Origin of the sequence: Cellulosimicrobium sp. 22598, assembly GCF_052044445.1 — a bacterium.
GTDB classification, from domain to species: Bacteria; Actinomycetota; Actinomycetes; order Actinomycetales; family Cellulomonadaceae; genus Cellulosimicrobium; species Cellulosimicrobium cellulans_G.
Genome location: NZ_JBQEMZ010000002.1, coordinates 253,147 through 273,861, shown reverse-complemented (window position 1 = coordinate 273,861; position 20,715 = coordinate 253,147). Strand labels below are relative to the sequence as shown.

Below are 20,715 nucleotides of genomic sequence, written 5' to 3'. Positions count from 1 at the left end.
GCCGTCGTGTCCTCCCCGGTCGTCGGTCCGCTGCGCGTCGCGCGCGCCGCGCTCGTGGCGACCCTCGTGCTCGCACTGACGGCGCTCGCCCACCGCGTCGCCGGGGGCACCCTCCCGGACCCGCTGGTCCTCGCGGCGCTCGCCGCGTTCACGCTCGCCGGCACGACGGCGGCCGCCCGGCTGCGCTTCACGCCCACCCGGCTCGTGGTGCTCCTGGGCGGCGCCCAGGTCGCGCTGCACCAGGCGCTCGTCGTGCTCGCGCCCGTCGGGTCGTGCGTCCCGGTCGGGGTCACGTCCGGACACGGCGGCCACGTCGCGCCGGTGCGCGACGTCGTCTGCGCGGCACCCGTCGGCGCGCCGGTCCCGGCCGCCGGCGGGGTGGGCCTCGTGCACCCGGAGCACCTCACGACGTCGGGCGCGGCAGGCCTGTGGATGGTCGTCGCGCACGCCGTGGCGACCGTCGTGCTGGCGCTCGTCCTCGCGCGCGGCGAGCGCGCCCTCGAGCGGTTCCTCGCGTGGGTGACGCCGCGCGGCGCCCTCCCCGCGCGCGTCCTCGTCGTGCCGCGCGCGCGTCCCGGCGTGCCGGGGGCGCGCACCGTGCGCGTCGCGTCCCTGTGGCGTGCGCGCCGTGCCCCGACGCGCGGGCCCCCGACGGCGGACGGCCCGTCGGGAGCACTGCTGCGCCCCCTCGCCGCGTCCTGACGCGGCACCCGACGAGGCCGACCCGGTGACGACCGGGCCACGGGGCACCACCGTGCGGCCACCGCCGCGCCTCGGACGGAAGAACCCTCATGACTCTCTCCCTGCGCCGACCCGTGTCGGCCCTCCTCGCCCTCCTCGCCGCCGCCGCGCTGGCCCTGGGCCTCACCGCCGGGCTCGCGACCCTCACCGCCGCCCCGGCGTCCGCGCACGACCGCATCCTCAGCTCGGACCCGGCCGACGGCGCCCAGCTCGCGACGCCCCCGACCGCGATCACGCTGACCTTCAACACCGAGCCGCTCCCCGTCGAGCCGCAGGTCGTGATCTCGGACTCCGCCGGGACGGTCGTGACGCAGGGCGCGCCGACGATCGAGGGCAGCACCGCCACGCTCGCGCTCGACCCGGCGGTCGCGCTCGGCGGCGACACGTACACCGTCGCGTGGCGCGTCGTCTCGTCCGACGGCCACCCCATCGAGGGAACGTTCGCGTTCGCCGTCGCGGCCCAGCCCGAGGCGCCGGTCGCCGAGGAGCCCACGGCGGACGAGGCCACGCCGGAGGAGCCCGCCTCCGGGGAGGCCACCACGGACGCGGCCGACGAGACGACGCCGGAGCCCGCGACGACCCAGGCGACGGACGCAGCGACGGACGCGGAGGACGGCGGCTCGTCGATCGTCCCCGTGCTCGTGGGGCTCGGCGCGCTCGTGGTCGCCGCCGCGGTCGTCGTCGTGATCGTCCTGCGCCGCCGCGGTGCCGCGACGGGCGACGACGCGCCGCACGACCCCGAGGACTGACCGTGCCGGCGCACGCCGTCCTCCCCGGCCCGGGGAGGACGGCGGACGCCCCTGCCGCGCGCACCCCTCCTGCCGCTAGGGTGCGTCCGTGACGTCGCCCGGAGCAGGGGTGCTCCGCGGCGTGCGGGTGCTGCTGCTCGCCGCCGCGGTCGTCGGGCTGTCCGTCGTCGCGCACGGCCTCGCCGGGGGGACCGACCCCGGAGCCGTCCCGCTCGGCGTGCTCGCCGTCCTGACCGCCGTCGCCGTGCGACCCCTCACGCGTCGTCAGGTCGGGCTGCCACGGCTGCTCGGCCTGCTCGGCGCGGGCCAGCTCGTGCTGCACGTCGTCTTCGACCGCTGCGCCGCGCTGTCCCCGGCCGAGGCGTCCGCGCACGCGCACGCCGCGTCACCCCTGACGATGCTCGGCGCGCACGCCGTCGCGACGCTCGCCGTCGCGCTCGTCCTGCGCTACGGCGACGCCGTGCTGTGGCGCCTGTGGACGTGGCTCGCCGGGCGCCGGGTCCCCGGCCGCCCGCGGGCCGTCGTCGTCCGCGCGGCACCTCCCGCCGTCGGCGCGCTGCCGACGGTCCGCGACCTCCTCGCGCGCGGTGCCGCGCCCGGGCGCGGTCCGCCCGCCGTCGCCTGACCTCTCCCGGACGCCTCCGCGGACCCTCCGCGGCGTCCCGCTCCCGCGCGCCCGCCCGGCCGGCTCCGCCCGGCCGCGCCGGGGCGTGCCCGTGACGTGCCGTCGCGCGCCGGAGCCCCCCGTCTTCCTCTCCCCGAAAGGCACCATCATGCGAAAGACCCTGCGCGCCGTCGGCGCCGCCGCCCTGACCACCGGGATCGTCGTCGTCGGTGCGGGCGCCGCGGCGGCCCACGTCACCGTCACGCCGGACACGACCGACGCGGGCGCGTACGCGCTGCTCACGTTCGGCGTCCCGCACGGCTGCGGCGACTCGCCGACCACGAAGGTCTCCATCCAGGTCCCCGAGCAGATCGTCACCGTGACGCCCACCGTCAACCCCGGCTGGGACGTCGAGAAGGTCATGGCGGCCCTCGACGAGCCGGTCGACGACGGGCACGGCGGCCAGTACACCGAGCGCGTCGCCGAGGTCGTGTACACGGCCAAGGCCCCGCTGCCCGACGGCTACCGCGACGCCCTCGTGCTCTCGCTCCAGCTCCCCGACGCCGCGGGGGACACGCTCGTCTTCCCGACCGTCCAGGAGTGCGCCGAGGGCGAGACCGCCTGGGTGCAGGTCGCGGCCGAGGGCGAGGACGGGCACGACCTCGAGGCGCCCGCGCCGCTGGTCGAGCTGACGGCGGCCGAGGACGAGGGCCACGACGCCCCGGCCGAGACCGTCGCCGACGGGTCGGCGGGTGACACCGCCGACGCGGACGCGTCGGGCGACGCCGCGTCGGCGGGCGCGTCCGACGGGCCGGCCCCGGCGCTCACGTGGACGGCGCTCGTGCTCGCCGCGGCGGGCCTGGTGCTCGGGGCGCTCGGGTTCGTGCGCTCGCGCCCGAGGGCCTGACCCGTGGGCCGCCCCTCGGTGCTGCGCCGGGTGGTGGCCGTCGTCGTCGGTGCCGCGGCCGCGGTCCTGCTCGCGATCCTCGCGAGCGGCCCGGCCGCGGCCCACGCCGTCCTCGTGGGCACCGACCCGCGGGACGGCACCGTCCTCGACGCACCGCCCGACGCGCTGACCATCACCTTCAACGAGCCCGTCCAGGTCGTGACCGGCGGGACGACGGTCCTCGCCGCGGACGGCTCGCCCGTCGACGTGGACGTCGCCGCGGTCGACGACGCGCTCGTCGTCACCCCGGCCACGACGCTCGACGACGGCACGTACGTCGTGAGCTGGCGCGTCGTGTCCCTCGACACGCACCCCGTCGCCGGGGCCTTCACGTTCTCCGTGGGGGCGCCGAGCGCGACGTCCGTCGAGGCCCGGGTCGCCGAGCCGACGGCGGCGCTCGTCGCCGTCCGCGCGCTCGACCAGGCCGCGGTCTACGCGGGGACGTTCCTCGTCGCGGGACTCGTGGGGTTCGAGCTCCTCGTGCTGCACGTGTCGCCCGGGGCCGCGCCGGTCCTGCGTCGGCGCCTGCAGCGCGTGCGGCGTGGAGCCCTGGCCGTCGCGGTCGTCGGGATCGTGCTCGCGGTCCCGCTCACCCCGGCCTGGCAGGCCGGCGGCGGGCTGGGGGCGCTCGTCGACCCGGCGACCTGGGCGGCGGGCGTCACGACCGACTCCACGCTCGCGGGCGCGCTCGGTCTCGCGGGGCTCGTCGTCACGACCCTGCTCGCACCCCGCGCGGCCAGGGAGACCCGGGCGGCGTGGCCCGCCGGGGTCGTGCTCGGCGGGGCGGCTCTCGCTCTGGGGTCGCTCGTGCTCGTGGGGCACACCCGCACGTTCGGTCCGCCCTGGCTGGTCGTCACGGCGGACGCGCTCCACGTCGTGGCCGGGGCCGTGTGGCTCGGCGGGGTCGTCGGCCTCGCGCTCGTCCTCGCGCCGTCCGCGCACGTCGACACGCGTCGTGCGGGCGTGACGGTCGCGCGGTTCTCGACGCTCGGTGCGTGGGTCGTCCTCGCGCTCGCCGTCACCGGCACCGTCCTCGGGTGGCGCATCCTCGGCACCCTCGACGCGCTCGTGTCGACGACGTACGGCCAGACCCTGCTCGTCAAGGTCGGCGTGGCGCTGTGCCTCGTCGGCATCGCGGCCTGGAACCGGTACCGGCTCGTCCCGGCGGTCGCGGGCGACGACGGTCCGGGCGGGCGAGGTGCCCGGCAGGTCGGTGGGACGGCCGGGGCGGCCGCGCGCCGTCGGCTCGGCCGGACGGTCGCGGCCGAGGCCCTGCTGCTCGTGCTCGTGCTCGTCGTGACGGGCGTGCTCGTCTCGCGCAGCCCGGTCGTCACCGCCGACCCGTCCGCCGAGGAGGCCGCGTCCCCGGCCGTCGAGGTGGTCGAGGAGCTCGGCGACGGGACGCTGCGCGCGCGGATCACTCCCGGCCGGGTCGGCGTCAACGCGCTCGAGATCGAGCTGCTCGACGCCGACGGGCAGCCCCTGGAGCCCGTCGCCGTGCCCGAGCTGTCGACGACGCTCGCCGACCCCGCGCTCGGCCCGTTCACCCGGCCCCTCACGCAGACCGGGACGGGCGCGTACGAGGCGACGCTCGACCTGCCGATGGCGGGCGACTGGACCGTGCACGTGAGCGTCCGGACGTCCAAGTACGAGAACCCGATCGTCGAGATCCCCGTGGAGGTGTCCTCATGACCGGTCCCCAGCGGTCGCTCCCCGGGCGGCGCGGGCTGCGCGTCGTCCTCGCCGCCGTCGCCGCGGGCACGCTCGCCGTGCTGACCGCCGGCCCGGCGGCTGCGCACGTGCTCATCGAGACCGTGGAACCCCACGGCGACGGCACGTCGACGCTCACCTTCACGTTCGACCACGGGTGCGACGGCGAGCCCACCGACGCGCTGCGCGTCACGCTCCCCGAGGGCGTCGAGGCGCTCGCCGCCGGCCAGCCGGACGGATGGACCTCGGAGATGACCGACGACGCGGTGGCCTGGTCCGGGGAGCCCGTGCCCGACGGCGAGCGCGCGGCCTACACGCTCGACGTCCGGGTCACGGGGGACGTCGGGCAGGCGTTCGTCTTCCCCGCCGTGCAGGAGTGCCCGTCGGGGGAGTCGTACGCGTGGACGGACACCGACCCGTCCGGCGCCCGGCCCGCGCCGACGTTCGTCGCGACCGCGGCGTCGCTCGCCCCGGCGCCCGTCGTCGCCGGGGCGTCCGCGACGCCGACGGCGCCCCTCGTCGCCGCCGTCGTGGCGGGAGCCCTCGGGATCGGGGTCGCGGGCGGCTGGTCGGCCCGGCGTCGGCTGCGGGCCACCTGAGAGGTCGCTGCGCGGGCGTCGGGACCGCACCCGTCGTACTGTGATCCAGATCACTGTTCGTGAACGTCCCGAACATGCGCCCAGCGCCTCTTGCACTGGTGGGGGACGTCGCCGCGACGGGTCACGCGGCGACACCTGGACCGGTGGCGGTCCGCGACGAGAGCTTCGCTGGGGGGAGCTCTCGCGGCGGATCGCCACCGGTTCCTCTGTCTGCGGGCCCCTGCGCGGCGGCGTCAGGCCGCGACCGCGAGGGCCAGCAGCGCGAACGCGGCGACGAGCAGGGCGATGCGGACGAGGTGGTACCGGTCCCAGCGGTGGGCCTGCTCGCGCCAGTCGGCGGGCGCGGTCTCGGGGGTCCACGTCTTGCCGCGGTTGTTGATGGGGACGAGCACGGCGACCGACAGGACGATGCTCAGGGCCAGGATTGCGGCGGCGGTCCAGGCCGCCCACGCCCCGTCGGGGAGCACGAGGGCGGTGGCCGCGGTGAGCAGGAGCGAGCCGAAGTACCAGAACGGCATGGCCCGCCCGAGCATCCGGCCGCCGTCGGCCCGAGCGAGCAGGCCCGCGTTCCCCGGCAGCCGGTCGACGATCGGGTTGACGACGAACGCGACCGACACCTCGACCCCCACCATCAGCCCCACGACCACCACCGCGACGATCGGCAACCACTGCATGTCAGGCTCCTTCGATCCAGGGAACGGGCGGAGAATCTAGCAACGCTAGAAAAACTAGCACGGACAATCTAGCGACGCTAGACTCGTCCTGTGAGCACACCGGCAGCAGCCCGCAAGGCACGGCTCCGCGAGGAGCGGGAAGCGCAGATCGTCGCGGCCGCGCGCGTGCTCGCCGAGGAGCAGGGATGGGAAGCCGTCACCACCCGTCGGCTCGCCGACGCGATCGGCTACAGCCAGCCCGTCCTCTACGGGCACTTCCCGGAGGGCCGGTCCCAGATCGTCACCGCGGTGGCGCTCGTCGGCTTCCAGGAGCTCGCCGTCGCGCTGTCCGCGGCCCGTCCGGCGCCCGGCGCGGACAGGAGCGGCGAGGACCGGGTCCGCGCGCTCGTGCTCGCCTACCTCGACTTCGCCGAGCGCCACCCGGCGACGTACGAGGCGATGTTCCACCTGCCGATCCGGGCCGCCTTCGCGTCCGAGGAGACGCCGCGCGCGATGCGCGAGGGGTTCGACGCGATCGTCGACACGCTCCTCGCGCTGGACCGCCCGCCGGCGGACCCGGGCACGGCTGCCGAGGTCGTGTGGGGGGCGATGCACGGCGTCGCGACGTTGGAGCGCGCGGGCAGGTTCTCCGTCGGGAACGACGACCGGCGCGTCGACGAGCTGGTCCGCCGGATCGTCGGCTGACCCCGCGTCACGACGTCCGTCCGTCCGGCACCCGACGGGGGGCGTCGGTCGCGGCCGCCACGGACGCGGTCCGCTGCGCCGGGTGGGTGTGCAGGTGCCAGAGGAGCTCCGCGCACTCCGCCGGGTCGAGGCTCGGGTCGCCGTGCTCGTCGGCGCCCGCGGTGACGAGCCGGGCGACCTGGATCCCGTCCGGTGCGAGCGCGTCCCGGAGCATGCCGAGATACGCGGACACGGCGGCGGCCGCGACGGCCGCCCCGGCCGCGAGCGGGCTGCCGGTGAGCGCGTCGTCGTCGGTGATGCCGAGGACGGATCCCCGGCCGAGAACGCGCTGCCCTCCGACCACGTACTCGACCGCGGTGACGAGGCCGACCACGGCCCGGTCGACCGCGTCCTGGATCTCCTCGGGTGACGTCTCGAGGACGTGCTGGCGCGCACCGGGCGCCGACGGTGGGTCGTAGACGAGGACCTCGATCGCCGACAGGTCCTGCGCGGTGCGGTCGAGCGCGAGGACCAGCGCGTCGGCGTCGTGCGCGTCCGCGGCGTAGACCCGCGCCCGCACTCCCTCACCGCGCAGCGCGCAGACGACCGGCCCGAGGCGGTCCAGGGACCGGGAGACGAACGCGACGTCGTGACCCGCGGCCCCGAAGCGCCGCGCGATCGCCGCACCGCGTGACGCGCTCGTCCCGACGATCGCCACGGTCGTCATCCTGTCTCCCTCGCCGTCGTCACCGTGCGCGGGGCCCTGGCCGTCGCGCGTACCGGACGGTAGACAGGTGGAGGGGAGTGCTGGGAGTCCCTGTCAGGACCCCTGACCGCCCGGTGAGACGGCGGCGGACCGCATCGCGGTCGACGCCGTCCTCAGGTGGTCGTCGAGGTGGGCGGTCGGCCGGCCCCCGTGAGGTCCGCGAGCCGGGCCATCCGCCGCGCCGAGGTCGACCCAGGCTCGGGGGAGTAGAGGGTGAGGGTGAGTCCTGGCTCGGATTCCATGGCGCAGGCCTCGTAGGCGATCGTGAGCTCCCCTACCACTGGGTGGCGGAACGTCTTGAGCCCGGTGCCGTGCCGGCGGACCTCGCCCGCGCGCCACCGGGTCTCGAACTCGGCGCTGTGGCAGAGCAGCTCCTCGACCGTCTCGTGCAGGTCGGCGCTGCGCGGGTCGCGCGCGGCCTCCGTGCGCAAGATCGCGACCGCGATGTCCGCGAACACGTCCCAGTCGGGGCAGAAGGCCCGGGCACGGTCGCTGAGGAACGTGAAGCGGGCCATGTTCGGCGTCCCGGGCATGTCGTGCAGGTCCTGGTGGAAGGCGTGCGCCAGGGCGTTCTCGGCGAGGATGTCCATCGCTCCGTTGCGGACGAACGCAGGTCCGGCGGTGAAGGCGTCGAGCACCCACTGGAGGCTGGGGTGCGGCTGCCACGACCGGGTGCTCGTGCGCCGGTCCGCCTCTCCGCCGCGGGCGACGATCTCCGCGAGGTTCGACAGGTGTGCGCGCTCGGCCTCGTCGAGCCGCAGCGCGCGGGCGATCGCGTCGAGCACCTGCGGAGAGACGCGGGAGATCGCGCCGCGCTCGATCCGCGTGTAGTACTCGACGCTCACGCCGGCGAGCGTCGCCACCTCGCTGCGGCGCAGGCCGCGGACCTTGCGCCCCGGGCGCGGGGTGATCCCCACCTCCTGCGGGCTGATCCTCTCGCGTCGCGCGACGAGGAAGTCGCGCACCAGCGCACGGGCATCCATGGCTCGAAAGTAGGCCATGGACCCCGGCTCGGCAGGCGGCGACGAGAAGCAGCGCCTCGGGGCCATTTGCATAGTTGGCTAACACAACAATGCTGAAGAGCATGCAACTTTCGTCTTGGTGTCGACAAAAGTAAATCTCGAAGGTACGGTCGGTTTTCGTCGGGTACCGGGCATCCCCGGTCCGTCGCAAGCGCAGCCTCAGTGTCGAGGGCTCGCCATGCCTGTACCGGCGTGAGCCACAACGGAGTGGAGGTGGAGACCCCGCGTCCCGCTCGACCGCTGCGGCTGTCTGGTTCCCCCGAACGCCTCAAGGAGGACGTTGTGCACAGAACTCCACTAGGCCACCGATGGTGGTCTCGTTACGCCGCCGCGGCGGCGTCGGCCGCCGTGCTGGTACCGCTGACCATCGGCGGCGCCTCGGCCCACCCCGGGCACGAGCAGGACAGCACCGCGGTCACCGCCGCCGCGGACGCCGAAGCGGCTCTCGACTGGGACAGCTACGAGAAGGTGCTGCTGAGCAAGAACACCGGTGAGCCGATCGACCTCGCCGTCCTGCCGGACTCGCGGGTCCTCCACACCTCGCGCGACGGCGTCGTGCGCCTCACCGACTCCGCGACGGGCCTGACCACCCAGATCGCGAAGCTCGACGTCTACGCGAACTCCGAGGACGGGCTCCAGGGCATCTCCCTGGACCCGAACTTCGAGGAGAACCACTACCTGTACCTGGTCTACGCGCCCCGCGTCATGGAGGGCACGTCGCCCTCCGGCGTGGAGTACCCGGAGACGACCCCGTCGGGCAGCGCGCCGAACTCGCTGCCGGCGGGCGAGGACGAGAGCTACTGGGACCGCTGGCTCGGGTACAACCAGCTCTCGCGGTTCACGTGGGACCCGGCGACCGACTCCATCGACCTCTCCACCGAGCGCGCGATCCTCAAGGTCGACGCGCAGCGCGGCCAGTGCTGCCACGTGGGCGCGGACATGGCGTGGGACGCCGACGGGAACCTGTTCCTGTCCACCGGTGACAACACGCCGGCGGGCACGCCCGGCGCCGACGGGTACGCGCCGAACAACAACGCCCCGGGCATGAACCCGGGCTTCGACGACCGTCGCGGCGCGGGCAACACCAACGACCTGCGCGGCAAGATCCTGCGGATCAACCCGATCGAGGACCTCGCCCCCGGCACCGAGGTGGGCCCGGGGAGCACGTACACGATCCCCGAGGGCAACCTCTTCGACGACCCGCAGTACGACGACGTCCAGGACCTCGTGCGCAACGAGACCTACGTCATGGGGCTGCGCAACCCGTTCCGGATCGACTACGACATCGAGTCCGGCGCGCTCGTGTGGGGCGACTACGGCCCCGACGCGGCGAACGCCAACCCGAACCGCGGCCCCATGGGCTACGTGGAGTGGCAGCTGACGACCGAGCCGATGAACGGTGGCTGGCCGTACTGCCACGGCCCGAACGCGAACTACAACGAGTGGGACTTCGCGACGCAGACGCCGGGCGAGTGGTTCGACTGCGAGGCCGGGGCGAAGAACAACTCCACGTGGAACACGGGCCTCGACGTCCTGCCGCCGGCGACGGCGCCGCAGGTCTACTACGGCGACCGCCCCGGCGACCAGCCTGAGCTGCTCGACCCGCTGGTCGAGCTCGGCGGCGGCGGTCAGGCGCCCATGGGCGGGCCGATCTTCCGCTCCGCCGACTACCCGGACGCGCCGGGCAAGTTCCCCGCGTACTGGGACGGCAAGCCGTTCATGGCGGAGTTCTCGCAGGACTACGTCGTCGCCTTCACGCTGGACGAGCTGTCGTCGGCCGGTCAGGTCACCGCGGTCGAGGACTTCCTGCCCAACGCGCACCTGGAGACGGTCAACCAGCCGATCTGGGACAACGTCATGGACATGGAGTTCGGCCCCGACGGCACGATGTACGTGCTGGAGTACGGCGACGGCTTCTTCCGCCAGAACCCCGACGCGGGCCTGTACCGGATCACCTACGGCTCCGACAACAAGACCCCGCGCCCCGCGATCTCCGCGTCCCCGACCTCGGGCGGGGACGCGCCGCTCGAGGTGACCTTCGACGCGTCCGGGACCTCGGACGCCGAGACCCCGAACGCGGGCCTGACCTTCGACTGGGACTTCAACTCCGACGGCGTGTACGACGCCCAGGGCGAGACGGTGACCCACACGTTCACCGAGCGCGGCCAGTTCAACGTGCAGCTGCGCGTCACCGACGAGGGCGGCAAGTTCGGTCTGGCGATCCAGCAGATCACGGTCGGGAACACCGCTCCGGAGATCACGCTGAGCCAGCCCGACGGCGCCATCTTCAACTGGGGCGACGCCGTCCCGTACACCGTCTCCGTGCACGACGCGGAGGACGGCGACACCCCGGTGTGCCGCAACATCCAGTACACCTTCGGGCTGGGCCACAACACGCACGCGCACCCCGAGGTGAGCGGTCGGGCCGCGGACACGGAGGCCGGCTGCGGCTTCACGATCCAGACCAGCCCGGACGCCGTCGAGCACGGTGAGGGCGAGAAGATCTTCGGCACCCTCGTCGTGACCTACAACGACCAGGCGCAGGGCACCGTCCCGTCGATCCGCGGCGAGGCCACCCACATCCTCAAGCCGCAGGCGCAGCAGGCCGAGTGGTACGACGCGGCCGAGGGCGTCGAGGTCGTCGAGGACCCGGCGGCGCACGCCGGGCGCTACGTCACCTCGTTCGACGCGGGCGACTCCTTCACCTACCAGCCGCTGGCGCTCGTCCACGCGCCGACGGGCGAGGCGATCGACGAGATCACCGTCCGCGGCAGCGGCGAGGGCACCGTCACGCTGAGCTGGCAGGCCGAGGGGTCGGAGTCCGCCGAGCCGCTGGCCGACTTCGCCTTCACGGGCGCGGGCTGGCAGGACGTCACGAAGACGCTGGGCAGCGTGCCCGAGGGGTCGGGCTCGATCGTCGTGACGACCACCGGCGGCGTCGACGTCGACCAGCTCTCGTTCGCCGTGGGCGACGGCACCACCGAGCCGGTCACCATCCCGGTGGAGAAGGTCTCGATGCAGCTGTTCTCGCTCAGCTCGTGGAGCCGCCAGATCGGCTGGGAGGGCGTCTACGACCGCCTGGGCGAGATCGGCTTCCAGAACGTCGAGCCCTTCGGGTCGAACTTCTCCGGCCTCACGGCCGAGCAGGCTCGTGCCCAGTTCGACGCGGCCGGTCTTCGTGTCCCGTCCTCGCACTACAACGTGAACGAGGGCACCTTCGACGCGACCCTCGCGTACGTCAAGACGCTGGGCCAGGAGTACGTGGGCTCGGGCGGCTTCCCGTCCCCCGGCATCGGCGGGGGCCTGGAGAACGTGCTGGCCACGGCCGACGCCATGGACCGTCTCGGCGAGCGTTCGGTCGCGAACGGCACCGGCAAGCTGTTCGGTCACAACCACGACCAGGAGTTCAACACCAAGTACGAGTACAACGGTGAGCTGACCTCCGCGTGGGAGATCCTCGTGGCGGAGACGAACCCCGAGTACGTCGCCTTCGAGCTGGACACGGCCTGGGCGGCGAACGCCGGCGTGGACGTGCCGGCGCTGATCGACGAGTACGCGGACCGCATCGAGCTCCTGCACATCAAGGACGCGACCAACCTCAACGCGGGTGGGCGTCCGACGTTCACCAACCTCGGTGAGGGCGACATGCCGCTGCAGGACATCCTGCGGGCCGGTCTCGATGCGGACGTGGCGTACTTCGTCATGGAGTACGACGGCTCGCCGGCGAACGACGTGTTCTCCGTCGAGGGCTTCGAGTACCTCACCGGCATCCCCGCCGGTGCGGACACCCCGGAGGTCGACGTGACGGTCGAGCCGCGCTGCATGGCCGGCAAGGTCTACGTCGCGGTCCGTGCGCTCAACGCGGACGACTCCGCGCTGGACGTCGCGATCGAGACGCCGTTCGGCAGCAAGACCTTCGAGGACGTGGCCCCGGGCAAGAACGCCTACCAGTCGTTCAACGCTCGTGCCACGGAGATCGAGGCCGGTGAGGTGACCGTCACGGTCACCGACCCGGACGGAGCGACGGACACGGTCACGGCCGCGTACGACGCGCGTTCGTGCAGCTGATCTGATCCCGAGCGCCGGGTGAGGCGGGCGTCCGACACCGTCTCACCCGGCGACACCGGGGCGCCACGTGGGGCGGCGGCCGATGCCGCCCCACCCTCTCCACGGTGGTGCGCCCCCCGGCGGCGCCGGCACGCCCCGCAGCGGGCGCACCACCTCCTCACGATCCCTCGCGGACGCGGCAGTGTCGCCGCGCCTCCTCGCGACCGAGGGTCGAGACGGCAGGATGACGGGGTCCTGGCAGTCCGACCGCTCCGGAGCGCGTCGGTCACGACGACGTGACCGACGGACCTGACCGACGTCACGTCGGTCCCCACCACTCACATCCAGGAGCACACCCATGACCGCACGTACTCTTCGACGCGCCCTGCTGGCCGGATCGGCGGCCCTCGCGGCAGCCTTCGTCGCCGCGCTCGGCCCTGCCTCTGCGTCGACCGTCCCGGACGACCCCCTCGAGGGTCTCCGGATCGTCATCTCCAACGACGACTCCATGCAGAACTCCCGGCCGAACGGCTCCGACGGGGAGGGGCTGTACGAGCTGCGCAAGGTCTTCTGCGACGCCGGTGCCGACGTCGTCGTGGTCGCGCCCTGGGGTTACCAGAGCGGGGCCGGGACCGCGGTGACGAACAGCGGCACGTTCCACATGCAGGAGGCGGACACGCTCCCCGAGCGCTACGCCGCAGACTGCGGCGACGCGCCGAGCCAGGGTGCCGTGTTCGGGGTGTGCCAGCCGATCGACGGGCGGTGCACGCCGGAGTCGCGCAGCGCCACCCCCGTCGACACGGTCAAGCTCGCCGTCCGCGGCGGCCTGCAGCACGTGCTCGGGTGGACGGAGCGCCCCGACCTGGTGCTGTCCGGCATCAACTCCGGGCCCAACCTCGGCTCGTCGGTGAACGACTCCGGGACGGCGGGGGCCGCCCTGTCCGCCCTGTCCGTCAACACCCCCGGCTTCGCGATCAGCGCGTCGGCGACCGGCGCGGACCACCAGGCGGTCTACGAGCGGACCGCGCGGTTCGCCGTCCGGTACGTGGAGGAGGTCGTCCGGCAGGACGCGCTGACCACCGAGTACGTCACGAACATCAACTTCCCGCGTCTCACGGCGGACCAGAGCCCGGCCGGCGTCGTCGTCGCCCCGGTGGGCACCGGCACGACTGCGCGCCACTCCTACAACCCGAGCGGCGAGCGGTCCTTCACCGTCGGCCTCAGCGGGTGCCAGGCCGGCGACACCACGTGCGTCGCGGAGACCCGTCCCGACGCCGACTACCTCATGAACCGGGCCGGCTACATCACCGTCACGCCGCTGACGCCCGACCGCACCCACCTCGCCGCGACGCCCGAGATCGGCTCGGTCATCAGCGAGCTGTCGACGGTGGCGGTACGGGCCAGCGCGACCGGCCGCTGCATCGCCGGGACCGCGTACGTCGCGGCGCTCGTCCGCAACGACGACACCGTGCCCCTCGACGTCACTCTCTCGACGCCGTTCGGGGAGAGGTCCGTGAGCGACGTCCAGCCCGGTGCCGCCGCGTACCAGTCGTTCAGCTCCCGGTCGCGCTCCGTCGAGGCCGGCACGAGCCGGCTCACGGCCTCCGGCGACGGTCGGAGCGTCGAGGTCGACGTCGACTACGCCGCCGTCGCCTGCTGACGACGCCGGGGGTGGAACGTCGTCCGACGCGTTCCACCCCCGGCACCCGGGACCGACCGCCGCGCTTCCTCGGGTGGCGCGGGTGTGCCGAAGCGGCGACAGTGGCCGCAAAACGTAGAGAGCAGGAGACACCCGTGAGCGACGGACGAGTGGTGGTCGTCACCGGGGCGGCACGGGGGATCGGCCGCGCTGCGGCGGTCGCGTTCGCGGGCGCCGGATACCGTGTCGCCGGAGCCGACATCGCGGCGCTGGCGAGCCCGGCGATGGACTACGCCCCCGCTGACCCCGAGGACCTGGCCGAGACCGGCCGCCTCGTCGAGGAAGCCGGGGTCGAGTGGCTCCCGGTGGTCTTCGACCAGCGTGACCGGGCGGCCGTCCGCGCCGGGTTCGCCCAGGTCGTCGAGCGGTTCGGGGGCGTCGACGTGGTCTTCGCCAACGCCGGCGTGCAGGGCTTCGCGTCGCTGCTGGACATGAGCGACGAGCTCTGGGACGACCAGATCGACATCAACCTCACCGGGACGGCGAACGTCGTGCGGGCCTCTGCGCCGCTGCTCATCGAGCGCGGCGGCGGGCGCATCATCATCACCTCGTCCACGCAGGGCCAGCACGGCACGCTCGGGGGCGCCGGCTACTCGGCGTCCAAGTGGGGGCTGATCGGGCTCATGAAGTCCGCGGCGCTCGACCTCGGTGAGCACGGCATCACCGTCAACGCGGTGATCCCGGGACTCGTCGACACCGCGCTGACCCGTCACGAGGACCGCTACGCGCAGATCATCCGCGCCGGCGGGCACGAGCCCACCGGAGACGTCGCCCAGGACGAGCAGACCGCCGCGGAGGCCCAGCGTGCCAAGCTCCCCCTGGGGGTGCCGTGGGTCGAGCCGGAGGACGTCGCACCGCTGGTCGTGTTCCTCGCCTCCGACGAGGCGAGGATGGTCAGCGGTACCAGCTTCGCCGTCACTGGCGGCGACAGCGCCAACATCACCGCATGACGTGACGCCCCGAGCGGTCACCCTGGGTGCCTGAAGGTCACACGGCGTCGCTGCGGGCGCCGAGCCAGGGCGCGAGGACGTCGGTGCGGCCGAGCCAGCGCAGGCCGCCGTCGGCGAGCTCGTCGGGCGTCGCCAGCACGTCGCGGAACGCGTCGAGGAGCCGGCGGCGACCGCCGTCGTCGTCCGCGTCGCCCGCGGCCGTCGCCCCGACGATCACGACGCGCGTGTGCGGCTCGACAGGCCGCCCCTCGGCCGTCGTGGCGTCGTCCCAGGTGCCGAGGGTGCCGATGCAGAGCTGGCCGCCCGCGCCGTCCCACGCGCACAGCGAGTCGGGGCGGTTCGCGACGTGGAACACCCCACGCGACCGGACCCGGCCGGTGCCGAGGTCCTCGATCCGGCGCAGCAGGCGCTCGGGATCGAACGGCCGGGCCGACCACAGCTCGATCGTCCAGCTCCGGTCGCTGGACGGCTCGTCGCGCCGGGGGAGCGGACCCCGCGCGCCGAGGGGGTGGGCGCGGCGCTCGCCGGCGGCGGGGTCGTGCGTGTACCGGGCGAGGTCGTCGGCCACGAGCGCGTGCAGCCCGTCGACCCGCCGGGTGCCGACGCCGCGGAGGCGGTCGACGAGCCCGGACCCGGTGGCCGCGGTCGCGACGTCACCGGTCGTCACCACGAGGTCGGCGTGCTCGAGCTGGGCGGCCAGCACCTCGCCGACCGCCCGCTGGTCGTCCTCCGTCAGCCCGACGCCGCGCTCGGAGACGAGGTCGTCGTCGAGCAGGTCGTGCTCGAGCGTGTCGACGTCGGCGACGGCGAGGACGGTAGCGAGACGGAGGCGCTCGAGCTCGCCGCCGGGGGTGGTCTGCGCGGCGAGCGCCCGCACGACCGGCAGCGACTCCGCAGCCACGGGCAGCGCGAGGACGACGTGGTCCCAGCGGCCGTCGTCGGCGAGCCGGCGCAGCGTCGGGACGGCGTCCTCCCGCACGGCGCACGACAGGCACGCGTGCTCGAGCGGCACGACCTCGTCCTCGATCACGCCGGTGGCGTCCACGACGACGCGCCGCAGCGCGTCCTCGGCGGCCCGGATGTCGTGCCGGAGCGCGACGACGCGCGGCGCCCCGACGACGAGCCCGAACACGGCGCTCTCCCGCAGCACGGGGTCGATCGTCGCGAGGACGCTGAGGGCGACGCGGGTGTCGTCGGGCGACGGGTCCGGCGAGGGGTGCGGCGAGAAGGGCATGAAGCGCTCCGATCCGTGGTCTGGGGCGCCCCGCGCGACCTCGTGGTCGACGCCGGGAACAACCCGCTCCTGAGAACTGTTCTCGACAGCGGGTCAGCATAGCGTCTTGACGGGAATGATTCTCACTATCTAGTGTCGTCCCCGTCGCCCCGACCGACCCCGAGAGGAACCGCCATGTCCGCCGTCTGCCAGGTGCTCGGCACCGCTCCCGGGTTCGGCCACGCGATCTCGCACTCCCACGTGCGGACCAAGCGTCGCTTCGACCCGAACATCCAGAAGAAGCGCTACTGGGTGCCGACGCTGGGTCGTCACGTGACCCTGCGCGTCAGCGCCCGGGGCATCAAGACCATCGACCGCCAGGGGATCGACGCCGTCGTGGCGCGGATCCTCGCCCGAGGGGAGAAGCTCTGATGGCTACCCGCACCGACCTCCGTCCCGTGATCAAGCTCCGGTCCACCGCGGGCACCGGGTTCACGTACGTGACCCGCAAGAACCGCCGCAACGACCCCGACCGCATGGTCCTGCGCAAGTTCGACCCCGTCGTCCGCCGCCACGTCGACTTCCGCGAGGAGCGCTGATGGCGAAGCGGTCCAAGGTCGCGCGCAACGACCGGCGCGTCGAGGTCGTCGCCCGCTTCGCCGAGCGTCGCGCGGAGCTCAAGCGCGTCGTCGCGTCGCCGACCTCCTCGCCCGAGGAGAAGGCGGCCGCGGTGCGCGAGCTCCAGCGCCAGCCCCGCGACGCGAGCGCCACGCGGGTGCGCAACCGCGACGTCGTCGACGGCCGCCCGCGCGGCTACCTGAGGAAGTTCGGGCTCTCCCGCGTGCGCCTGCGCGAACAGGCGCACCGTGGCGAGCTGCCCGGAGTCACGAAGTCGAGCTGGTGACGGCGGCCGCCCTGCGCGGCGGCTCCCGTCCCGTCACCGGCCCAGCAAGGAGAACCACCATGAAGAAGGACATCCACCCCGTCTACGGGCCCGTCGTCTACCGCGACAAGTCCGCCGACTTCGCGTTCCTCACGCGCTCGACCCTCGCGGGCGACCACCCGCAGGGCCCCGGCGTCCCGCGCGAGACCGTGACGTGGACGGACGGGAACACCTACCCGGTCGTCGACGTCGAGATCTCGAGCGCGAGCCACCCGTTCTACACGGGCACGCAGCGCGTCGTGGACACGGCCGGCCGCGTCGAGAAGTTCCGCCAGCGCTACGGCGCCCGCGGCGGCGCGCAGGGCGGGGGTGCGCGATGAAGGTCCGCGCCTCGCTCCGCTCGCTCAAGGACAAGCCCGGGGCGAAGGTCGTGCGCCGGCACGGCAAGACCTTCGTCATCAACAAGGCCAACCCGCGCTGGAAGGCCCGTCAGGGCTGACCCGCGCACCACCACCACCGGAGAGGAGCGGCCGCCCGGGTGTCCGGGCGGCCGACCACGCATGCACCACACCGCACCCGACCCGACCGACGCCGCTGCCGATCCCGCCCGGGTGACGGCCCCTCCCGGCGCCCGTGCCCGACGCCGCCCGCTCGCCCTCGCGCTCGGCCTCGCCCTCCCGCTCACGCTCGTCGCGGCGTGCGCGCAGGGGGCGGGCTCCGAGGGCGAGCAGGGCGACGCGGCCGAGCCCGCGCCGTCGGCCACCTCCGACGTGAGCGAGGCGGCCGCGCTCACGCCGCGCCTCGCGATCACGTACGACGGCGGCGTCCAGGTCCTCGACGCGACGACGCTCGAGGTCGTCGACGACCTCGAGCTCGCCGGCTTCAACCGCCTCAACCCCGCGGGCGACGGGCGCCACCTGCTCGTCTCGACGTCCGGCGGGTTCCAGGTGCTCGACGCCGGCACCTGGGCCGAGCCGCACGGCGACCACGACCACTTCTACACCGCGGACCCCGTCCTCACGGACGTGACGTACGCGGCCGAGAAGCCGGGCCACGTCGTCGTCCACGAGGGTCGGACCGCGCTGTTCGACGACGGCACGGGCGAGATCACCGTGCTCGACTCCGCCGCGGTGGCCGACCCGCACGGCATCGACGACGCGCGCACCCTGACGACCCCCGCAGCGCACCACGGCGTGGCGGTCGAGCTGTCCGACGGCTCGCTCGTCGTCTCCGAGGGCACCGAGGACGCGCGCACGGGGGTCCGCCTGCTCGACGCCGCGGGCGAGGAGGTCGCGGCGAGCGACCAGTGCCCCGGGGTGCACGGCGAGGCCGTCGCCGCGGGCGAGGCCGTCGTCATCGGCTGCGAGGACGGCGCGGTCGTCGTCGCGGGCGGCGCGATCAGCAAGGTCGCGGCCCCGGACGCCTACGGGCGCATCGGCAACCAGGCGGGCAGCGAGGAGTCGCCGGTCGTCCTCGGCGACTACAAGTCCGACCCCGACGCCGAGCTGGAGCGGCCGACCCGCGTCTCGCTCATCGACACGCGCGACGCGAGCCTGCGCCTCGTCGACCTGCCCGCGAGCTACACCTTCCGCTCGCTCGGGCGCGGCGACGCGGGCGAGGCGCTCGTGCTCGGCACGGACGGGTCGCTGCACGTCATCGACCCGGAGGCGGGCACGGTCGTGCGCTCCATCCCGGTCGTCGACGCGTGGGAGGAGCCCGAGGAGTGGCAGGAGCCGCGGCCCACGCTGCTCGTCCAGGACGGCATCGCGTACGTCACCGACCCGGCCGGACGCGCGATCCACGCGGTCGACTACGTCGGCGGCGAGGTGTGGAAGAGCACCGCGCTCGACGTCGTCCCGAACGAGCTCGCCGGCGCCACGGGGAAGCCGGCGGCGACCGGTGCGCACGACGACCACGAGCACGCCCACGACGAGGGCGAGCACGCCCACGACGAGCACGCCGAGGACGGTCACGAGGGTCACGACCACGACCACGAGGAGGGCTGAGCGCCGACACGCGACGCCCGGAGGCCGCGAGAAGTCGCGCGAAACTCCGCGTGTTCCCTAGTGTTGTCCCCGGTGCACGGCCTCGCGGCTGGCACACTGAGACCGTGACGACGGGTGGTGACCACCGCGCGTCGTGAACCGAAGAAGGGATTCGCATGTCGCTCAACAAGTCCGAGCTCGTCTCGGCCATCGCCAGCAAGGCCGACCTGTCGAAGGCGGACGCCGAGAAGGCCCTCAACGCCTTCCAGGAGGTGCTCATCGAGTCGCTGGGCAAGGGCGAGGCCGTCAAGGTCACGGGCCTCCTGTCCGTCGAGCGCGTCGAGCGTGCCGCCCGCACGGGCCGCAACCCCCGTACGGGCGAGGAGATCTCGATCCCGGCCGGCTTCGGCGTGAAGATCAGCGCCGGCAGCCTGCTCAAGAAGGCCGTCGCCAAGTGACGTCTCGCTGACCGGCCGCTGCCGGTCCGGTCAGCAGCACGAAGGCCCGGAACCCCGTGAGGGGCTCCGGGCCTTCGTCGTCCCCGTTCCCCGCCCCAGCGCCGAACACGACATGAGGGTCGTCATGCGCCCGATAACGACCCTCAGGTCGTTCTCGACGCGGGGTGGAGGCGTGTTCGGCGCGAGGGGTGGGGGTCGAGGGCCCGGGGGGTGGGGGCCGGGGGGGGGTCAGGCGTGGACGACGTTCGCGAGGATGCCGTGCTGGGTCAGGCGCGTGCCGATCGCCTGGTCGACCTCGGAGAACGCCTTGTTCGAGCGGGCCACGCCGATGGCACCGGCCATGGCGCCGTGCCCCGTCGGGCGGTCGATGCGGGCGACGAGCTGGTCGCCGTGGAGCATGAAGTCGACCGTGAAGACGAGGTGCTGCGCCTTGCCGGCGAACGCGCCGAGCCAGAACGTCTTCTGCTTGCTCCCGCGCTCGGCGGCCCACTGGCCCGTCGGGCGCGTGGTGACGGTGAAGCCCTGCTCCTGGAGCGCGGCGTGCAGGTGCTGCTTGGCGACCTCGGGGTCGCCGGACAGGAAGTAGTCGACCGTGGCCATGCTGGCTCCTCGTGGCGTTCGTGGCTGGCTGTGACGGGGTGTGACCGCTGTGTCGCCGCCACTCGGGCGGACGGCCCTCGGGATGCTACCGCCCGCCCGCGTCCGCCCGGCGAACATCTTGAGAATCGTTCTCATGAACCGCTAGGCTGGGCGTACCACCCACCGGAAGGACTCCCCATGGCCGTGCCCAAGCGCAAGCTCTCCCGCTCGAACACCCGGGCTCGTCGCTCGCAGTGGAAGGCGCAGGTGCCGGAGCTCGTCACGGTCGTCGTCGACGGGCGCGAGGTCACCCTCCCGCGCCGCCTCGTTGCGGGCGTGCGTCGAGGCTACGTGACGCTCCCGGAGTGATCCCGGTGCCCGACGGCGCGTGCCGCTCCGCGCCGTCGGCCCGCCGTGGCAGCATCCT

General features: G+C 74.0%; 23 protein-coding genes. 18 read left to right on the top strand and 5 right to left on the bottom strand.

Annotation, left to right across the window (positions count from 1 at the left end; translation table 11 throughout):
* The first annotated feature begins 6 nt into the window (after positions 1-6).
* The 6 genes from ACTJIY_RS03690 to ACTJIY_RS03665 all read left to right on the top strand — a co-directional run bounded on the left by ACTJIY_RS03690 (position 7) and on the right by ACTJIY_RS03665 (position 5,349).
* Positions 7-702: a hypothetical protein gene (locus tag ACTJIY_RS03690; protein ID WP_440673300.1), complete on the top strand. Its 696-nt coding sequence runs from the start codon at positions 7-9 to the stop codon at positions 700-702.
* A gap of 89 nt (positions 703-791) precedes the next feature.
* Positions 792-1,490 (top strand): copper resistance CopC family protein, encoded by a 699-nt coding sequence (locus tag ACTJIY_RS03685; protein ID WP_440673301.1) that lies wholly within the window; start codon positions 792-794, stop codon positions 1,488-1,490.
* An 88-nt stretch (positions 1,491-1,578) separates the two neighbouring features.
* Entirely contained in the window at positions 1,579-2,115 is a 537-nt protein-coding gene (locus ACTJIY_RS03680) for a hypothetical protein (RefSeq protein ID WP_439158021.1), read from the top strand.
* A gap of 148 nt (positions 2,116-2,263) precedes the next feature.
* On the top strand, positions 2,264-3,001 hold the full coding sequence (locus ACTJIY_RS03675) for a YcnI family copper-binding membrane protein (protein WP_440673302.1): 738 nt from the start codon (positions 2,264-2,266) through the stop codon (positions 2,999-3,001).
* A gap of 3 nt (positions 3,002-3,004) precedes the next feature.
* Positions 3,005-4,732: a copper resistance CopC/CopD family protein gene (locus ACTJIY_RS03670; protein ID WP_440673303.1), complete on the top strand. Its 1,728-nt coding sequence runs from the start codon at positions 3,005-3,007 to the stop codon at positions 4,730-4,732.
* A complete protein-coding gene (locus tag ACTJIY_RS03665; RefSeq protein ID WP_440673304.1) occupies positions 4,729-5,349 on the top strand; it encodes a DUF1775 domain-containing protein in 621 nt (206 codons plus the stop codon). The genes ACTJIY_RS03670 and ACTJIY_RS03665 overlap by 4 nt, the downstream gene beginning before the upstream one ends.
* 233 nt (positions 5,350-5,582) lie before the next feature.
* On the opposite strand, the gene ACTJIY_RS03660 is transcribed toward ACTJIY_RS03665, so the two are convergent.
* Positions 5,583-6,023 (bottom strand): DUF1772 domain-containing protein, encoded by a 441-nt coding sequence (locus ACTJIY_RS03660; RefSeq protein ID WP_253051948.1) that lies wholly within the window; start codon positions 6,021-6,023, stop codon positions 5,583-5,585.
* Positions 6,024-6,113: 90 nt separating this feature from the next.
* Between ACTJIY_RS03660 and ACTJIY_RS03655 the strand changes: the two genes are divergently transcribed.
* Positions 6,114-6,707: a TetR/AcrR family transcriptional regulator gene (locus tag ACTJIY_RS03655; RefSeq protein WP_440673305.1), complete on the top strand. Its 594-nt coding sequence runs from the start codon at positions 6,114-6,116 to the stop codon at positions 6,705-6,707.
* Between the two features lie 7 nt (positions 6,708-6,714).
* Here ACTJIY_RS03655 and ACTJIY_RS03650 read toward each other — a convergent pair whose 3' ends face one another.
* The gene (locus ACTJIY_RS03650; RefSeq protein ID WP_440673306.1) at positions 6,715-7,413 is read right to left on the bottom strand and encodes an SDR family NAD(P)-dependent oxidoreductase; all 699 of its coding nucleotides are present in this window, start codon (positions 7,411-7,413) and stop codon (positions 6,715-6,717) included.
* Between the two features lie 152 nt (positions 7,414-7,565).
* Positions 7,566-8,435, bottom strand: a complete 870-nt coding sequence (locus ACTJIY_RS03645; protein WP_440673307.1) for a helix-turn-helix transcriptional regulator — start codon at positions 8,433-8,435, stop codon at positions 7,566-7,568.
* A 387-nt stretch (positions 8,436-8,822) separates the two neighbouring features.
* On the opposite strand from ACTJIY_RS03645, the gene ACTJIY_RS03640 reads away from it, so the two are divergent.
* From ACTJIY_RS03640 to ACTJIY_RS03630, 3 genes are all read left to right on the top strand, one after another.
* Positions 8,823-12,542: a PQQ-dependent sugar dehydrogenase gene (locus ACTJIY_RS03640; RefSeq protein WP_440673308.1), complete on the top strand. Its 3,720-nt coding sequence runs from the start codon at positions 8,823-8,825 to the stop codon at positions 12,540-12,542.
* A 337-nt stretch (positions 12,543-12,879) separates the two neighbouring features.
* Positions 12,880-14,181, top strand: coding sequence for a 5'/3'-nucleotidase SurE (gene surE / locus ACTJIY_RS03635; RefSeq protein WP_439158028.1), 1,302 nt, complete (start codon positions 12,880-12,882; stop codon positions 14,179-14,181).
* Between the two features lie 134 nt (positions 14,182-14,315).
* A complete protein-coding gene (locus ACTJIY_RS03630) occupies positions 14,316-15,170 on the top strand; it encodes an SDR family NAD(P)-dependent oxidoreductase (RefSeq protein ID WP_253051960.1) in 855 nt (284 codons plus the stop codon).
* 37 nt (positions 15,171-15,207) lie between these two features.
* On the opposite strand, the gene ACTJIY_RS03625 is transcribed toward ACTJIY_RS03630, so the two are convergent.
* Complete coding sequence (locus tag ACTJIY_RS03625) at positions 15,208-16,404, bottom strand: GTP-binding protein (RefSeq protein ID WP_440673309.1); 1,197 nt, start codon at positions 16,402-16,404, stop codon at positions 15,208-15,210.
* Positions 16,405-16,578: 174 nt separating this feature from the next.
* On the opposite strand from ACTJIY_RS03625, the gene rpmB reads away from it, so the two are divergent.
* The 7 genes from rpmB to ACTJIY_RS03590 all read left to right on the top strand — a co-directional run bounded on the left by rpmB (position 16,579) and on the right by ACTJIY_RS03590 (position 19,709).
* Positions 16,579-16,815 carry a 50S ribosomal protein L28 gene (gene rpmB, locus ACTJIY_RS03620; RefSeq protein WP_440673310.1) on the top strand — a complete coding sequence of 79 codons (237 nt, stop codon included), beginning with the start codon at positions 16,579-16,581 and terminating at the stop codon, positions 16,813-16,815.
* Entirely contained in the window at positions 16,815-16,982 is a 168-nt protein-coding gene (gene rpmG / locus ACTJIY_RS03615) for a 50S ribosomal protein L33 (protein ID WP_021483268.1), read from the top strand. The genes rpmB and rpmG overlap by 1 nt, the downstream gene beginning before the upstream one ends.
* Entirely contained in the window at positions 16,982-17,287 is a 306-nt protein-coding gene (gene rpsN / locus ACTJIY_RS03610) for a 30S ribosomal protein S14 (RefSeq protein WP_253051966.1), read from the top strand. The genes rpmG and rpsN overlap by 1 nt, the downstream gene beginning before the upstream one ends.
* Positions 17,288-17,346: 59 nt before the next feature.
* Positions 17,347-17,646: a type B 50S ribosomal protein L31 gene (locus ACTJIY_RS03605; protein ID WP_353707151.1), complete on the top strand. Its 300-nt coding sequence runs from the start codon at positions 17,347-17,349 to the stop codon at positions 17,644-17,646.
* Complete coding sequence (gene ykgO / locus ACTJIY_RS03600; protein ID WP_047231790.1) at positions 17,643-17,765, top strand: type B 50S ribosomal protein L36; 123 nt, start codon at positions 17,643-17,645, stop codon at positions 17,763-17,765. The genes ACTJIY_RS03605 and ykgO overlap by 4 nt, the downstream gene beginning before the upstream one ends.
* 61 nt (positions 17,766-17,826) lie before the next feature.
* Positions 17,827-19,272: a zinc metallochaperone AztD gene (gene aztD, locus ACTJIY_RS03595; protein WP_440673311.1), complete on the top strand. Its 1,446-nt coding sequence runs from the start codon at positions 17,827-17,829 to the stop codon at positions 19,270-19,272.
* Positions 19,273-19,427: 155 nt separating this feature from the next.
* Positions 19,428-19,709 carry an HU family DNA-binding protein gene (locus ACTJIY_RS03590; RefSeq protein ID WP_087470693.1) on the top strand — a complete coding sequence of 94 codons (282 nt, stop codon included), beginning with the start codon at positions 19,428-19,430 and terminating at the stop codon, positions 19,707-19,709.
* 228 nt (positions 19,710-19,937) lie between these two features.
* Here ACTJIY_RS03590 and ACTJIY_RS03585 read toward each other — a convergent pair whose 3' ends face one another.
* The gene (locus ACTJIY_RS03585) at positions 19,938-20,309 is read right to left on the bottom strand and encodes a hypothetical protein (RefSeq protein ID WP_253051988.1); all 372 of its coding nucleotides are present in this window, start codon (positions 20,307-20,309) and stop codon (positions 19,938-19,940) included.
* Positions 20,310-20,486: 177 nt separating this feature from the next.
* On the opposite strand from ACTJIY_RS03585, the gene rpmF reads away from it, so the two are divergent.
* Positions 20,487-20,657 carry a 50S ribosomal protein L32 gene (gene rpmF / locus ACTJIY_RS03580; protein ID WP_154797174.1) on the top strand — a complete coding sequence of 57 codons (171 nt, stop codon included), beginning with the start codon at positions 20,487-20,489 and terminating at the stop codon, positions 20,655-20,657.
* Positions 20,658-20,715: the final 58 nt, after the last annotated feature.

What these genes read in the sequence shown, in the direction of transcription:
- ACTJIY_RS03685 (WP_440673301.1), top strand. Translation starts at nt 792, where the DNA reads ATGACTCTCTCCCTGCGCCGACCCGTGTCGGCCCTCCTCGCCCTCCTC.
- ACTJIY_RS03675 (WP_440673302.1), top strand. Translation starts at nt 2,264, where the DNA reads ATGCGAAAGACCCTGCGCGCCGTCGGCGCCGCCGCCCTGACCACCGGG.
- ACTJIY_RS03665 (WP_440673304.1), top strand. Translation starts at nt 4,729, where the DNA reads ATGACCGGTCCCCAGCGGTCGCTCCCCGGGCGGCGCGGGCTGCGCGTC.
- ACTJIY_RS03660 (WP_253051948.1), bottom strand. Translation starts at nt 6,023, where the DNA reads ATGCAGTGGTTGCCGATCGTCGCGGTGGTGGTCGTGGGGCTGATGGTG.
- ACTJIY_RS03650 (WP_440673306.1), bottom strand. Translation starts at nt 7,413, where the DNA reads ATGACGACCGTGGCGATCGTCGGGACGAGCGCGTCACGCGGTGCGGCG.
- ACTJIY_RS03645 (WP_440673307.1), bottom strand. Translation starts at nt 8,435, where the DNA reads ATGGATGCCCGTGCGCTGGTGCGCGACTTCCTCGTCGCGCGACGCGAG.
- surE (WP_439158028.1), top strand. Translation starts at nt 12,880, where the DNA reads ATGACCGCACGTACTCTTCGACGCGCCCTGCTGGCCGGATCGGCGGCC.
- ACTJIY_RS03625 (WP_440673309.1), bottom strand. Translation starts at nt 16,404, where the DNA reads ATGCCCTTCTCGCCGCACCCCTCGCCGGACCCGTCGCCCGACGACACC.
- rpmB (WP_440673310.1), top strand. Translation starts at nt 16,579, where the DNA reads ATGTCCGCCGTCTGCCAGGTGCTCGGCACCGCTCCCGGGTTCGGCCAC.
- rpmG (WP_021483268.1), top strand. Translation starts at nt 16,815, where the DNA reads ATGGCTACCCGCACCGACCTCCGTCCCGTGATCAAGCTCCGGTCCACC.
- rpsN (WP_253051966.1), top strand. Translation starts at nt 16,982, where the DNA reads ATGGCGAAGCGGTCCAAGGTCGCGCGCAACGACCGGCGCGTCGAGGTC.
- ACTJIY_RS03605 (WP_353707151.1), top strand. Translation starts at nt 17,347, where the DNA reads ATGAAGAAGGACATCCACCCCGTCTACGGGCCCGTCGTCTACCGCGAC.
- ykgO (WP_047231790.1), top strand. Translation starts at nt 17,643, where the DNA reads ATGAAGGTCCGCGCCTCGCTCCGCTCGCTCAAGGACAAGCCCGGGGCG.
- aztD (WP_440673311.1), top strand. Translation starts at nt 17,827, where the DNA reads ATGCACCACACCGCACCCGACCCGACCGACGCCGCTGCCGATCCCGCC.
- ACTJIY_RS03590 (WP_087470693.1), top strand. Translation starts at nt 19,428, where the DNA reads ATGTCGCTCAACAAGTCCGAGCTCGTCTCGGCCATCGCCAGCAAGGCC.
- ACTJIY_RS03585 (WP_253051988.1), bottom strand. Translation starts at nt 20,309, where the DNA reads ATGGCCACGGTCGACTACTTCCTGTCCGGCGACCCCGAGGTCGCCAAG.
- rpmF (WP_154797174.1), top strand. Translation starts at nt 20,487, where the DNA reads ATGGCCGTGCCCAAGCGCAAGCTCTCCCGCTCGAACACCCGGGCTCGT.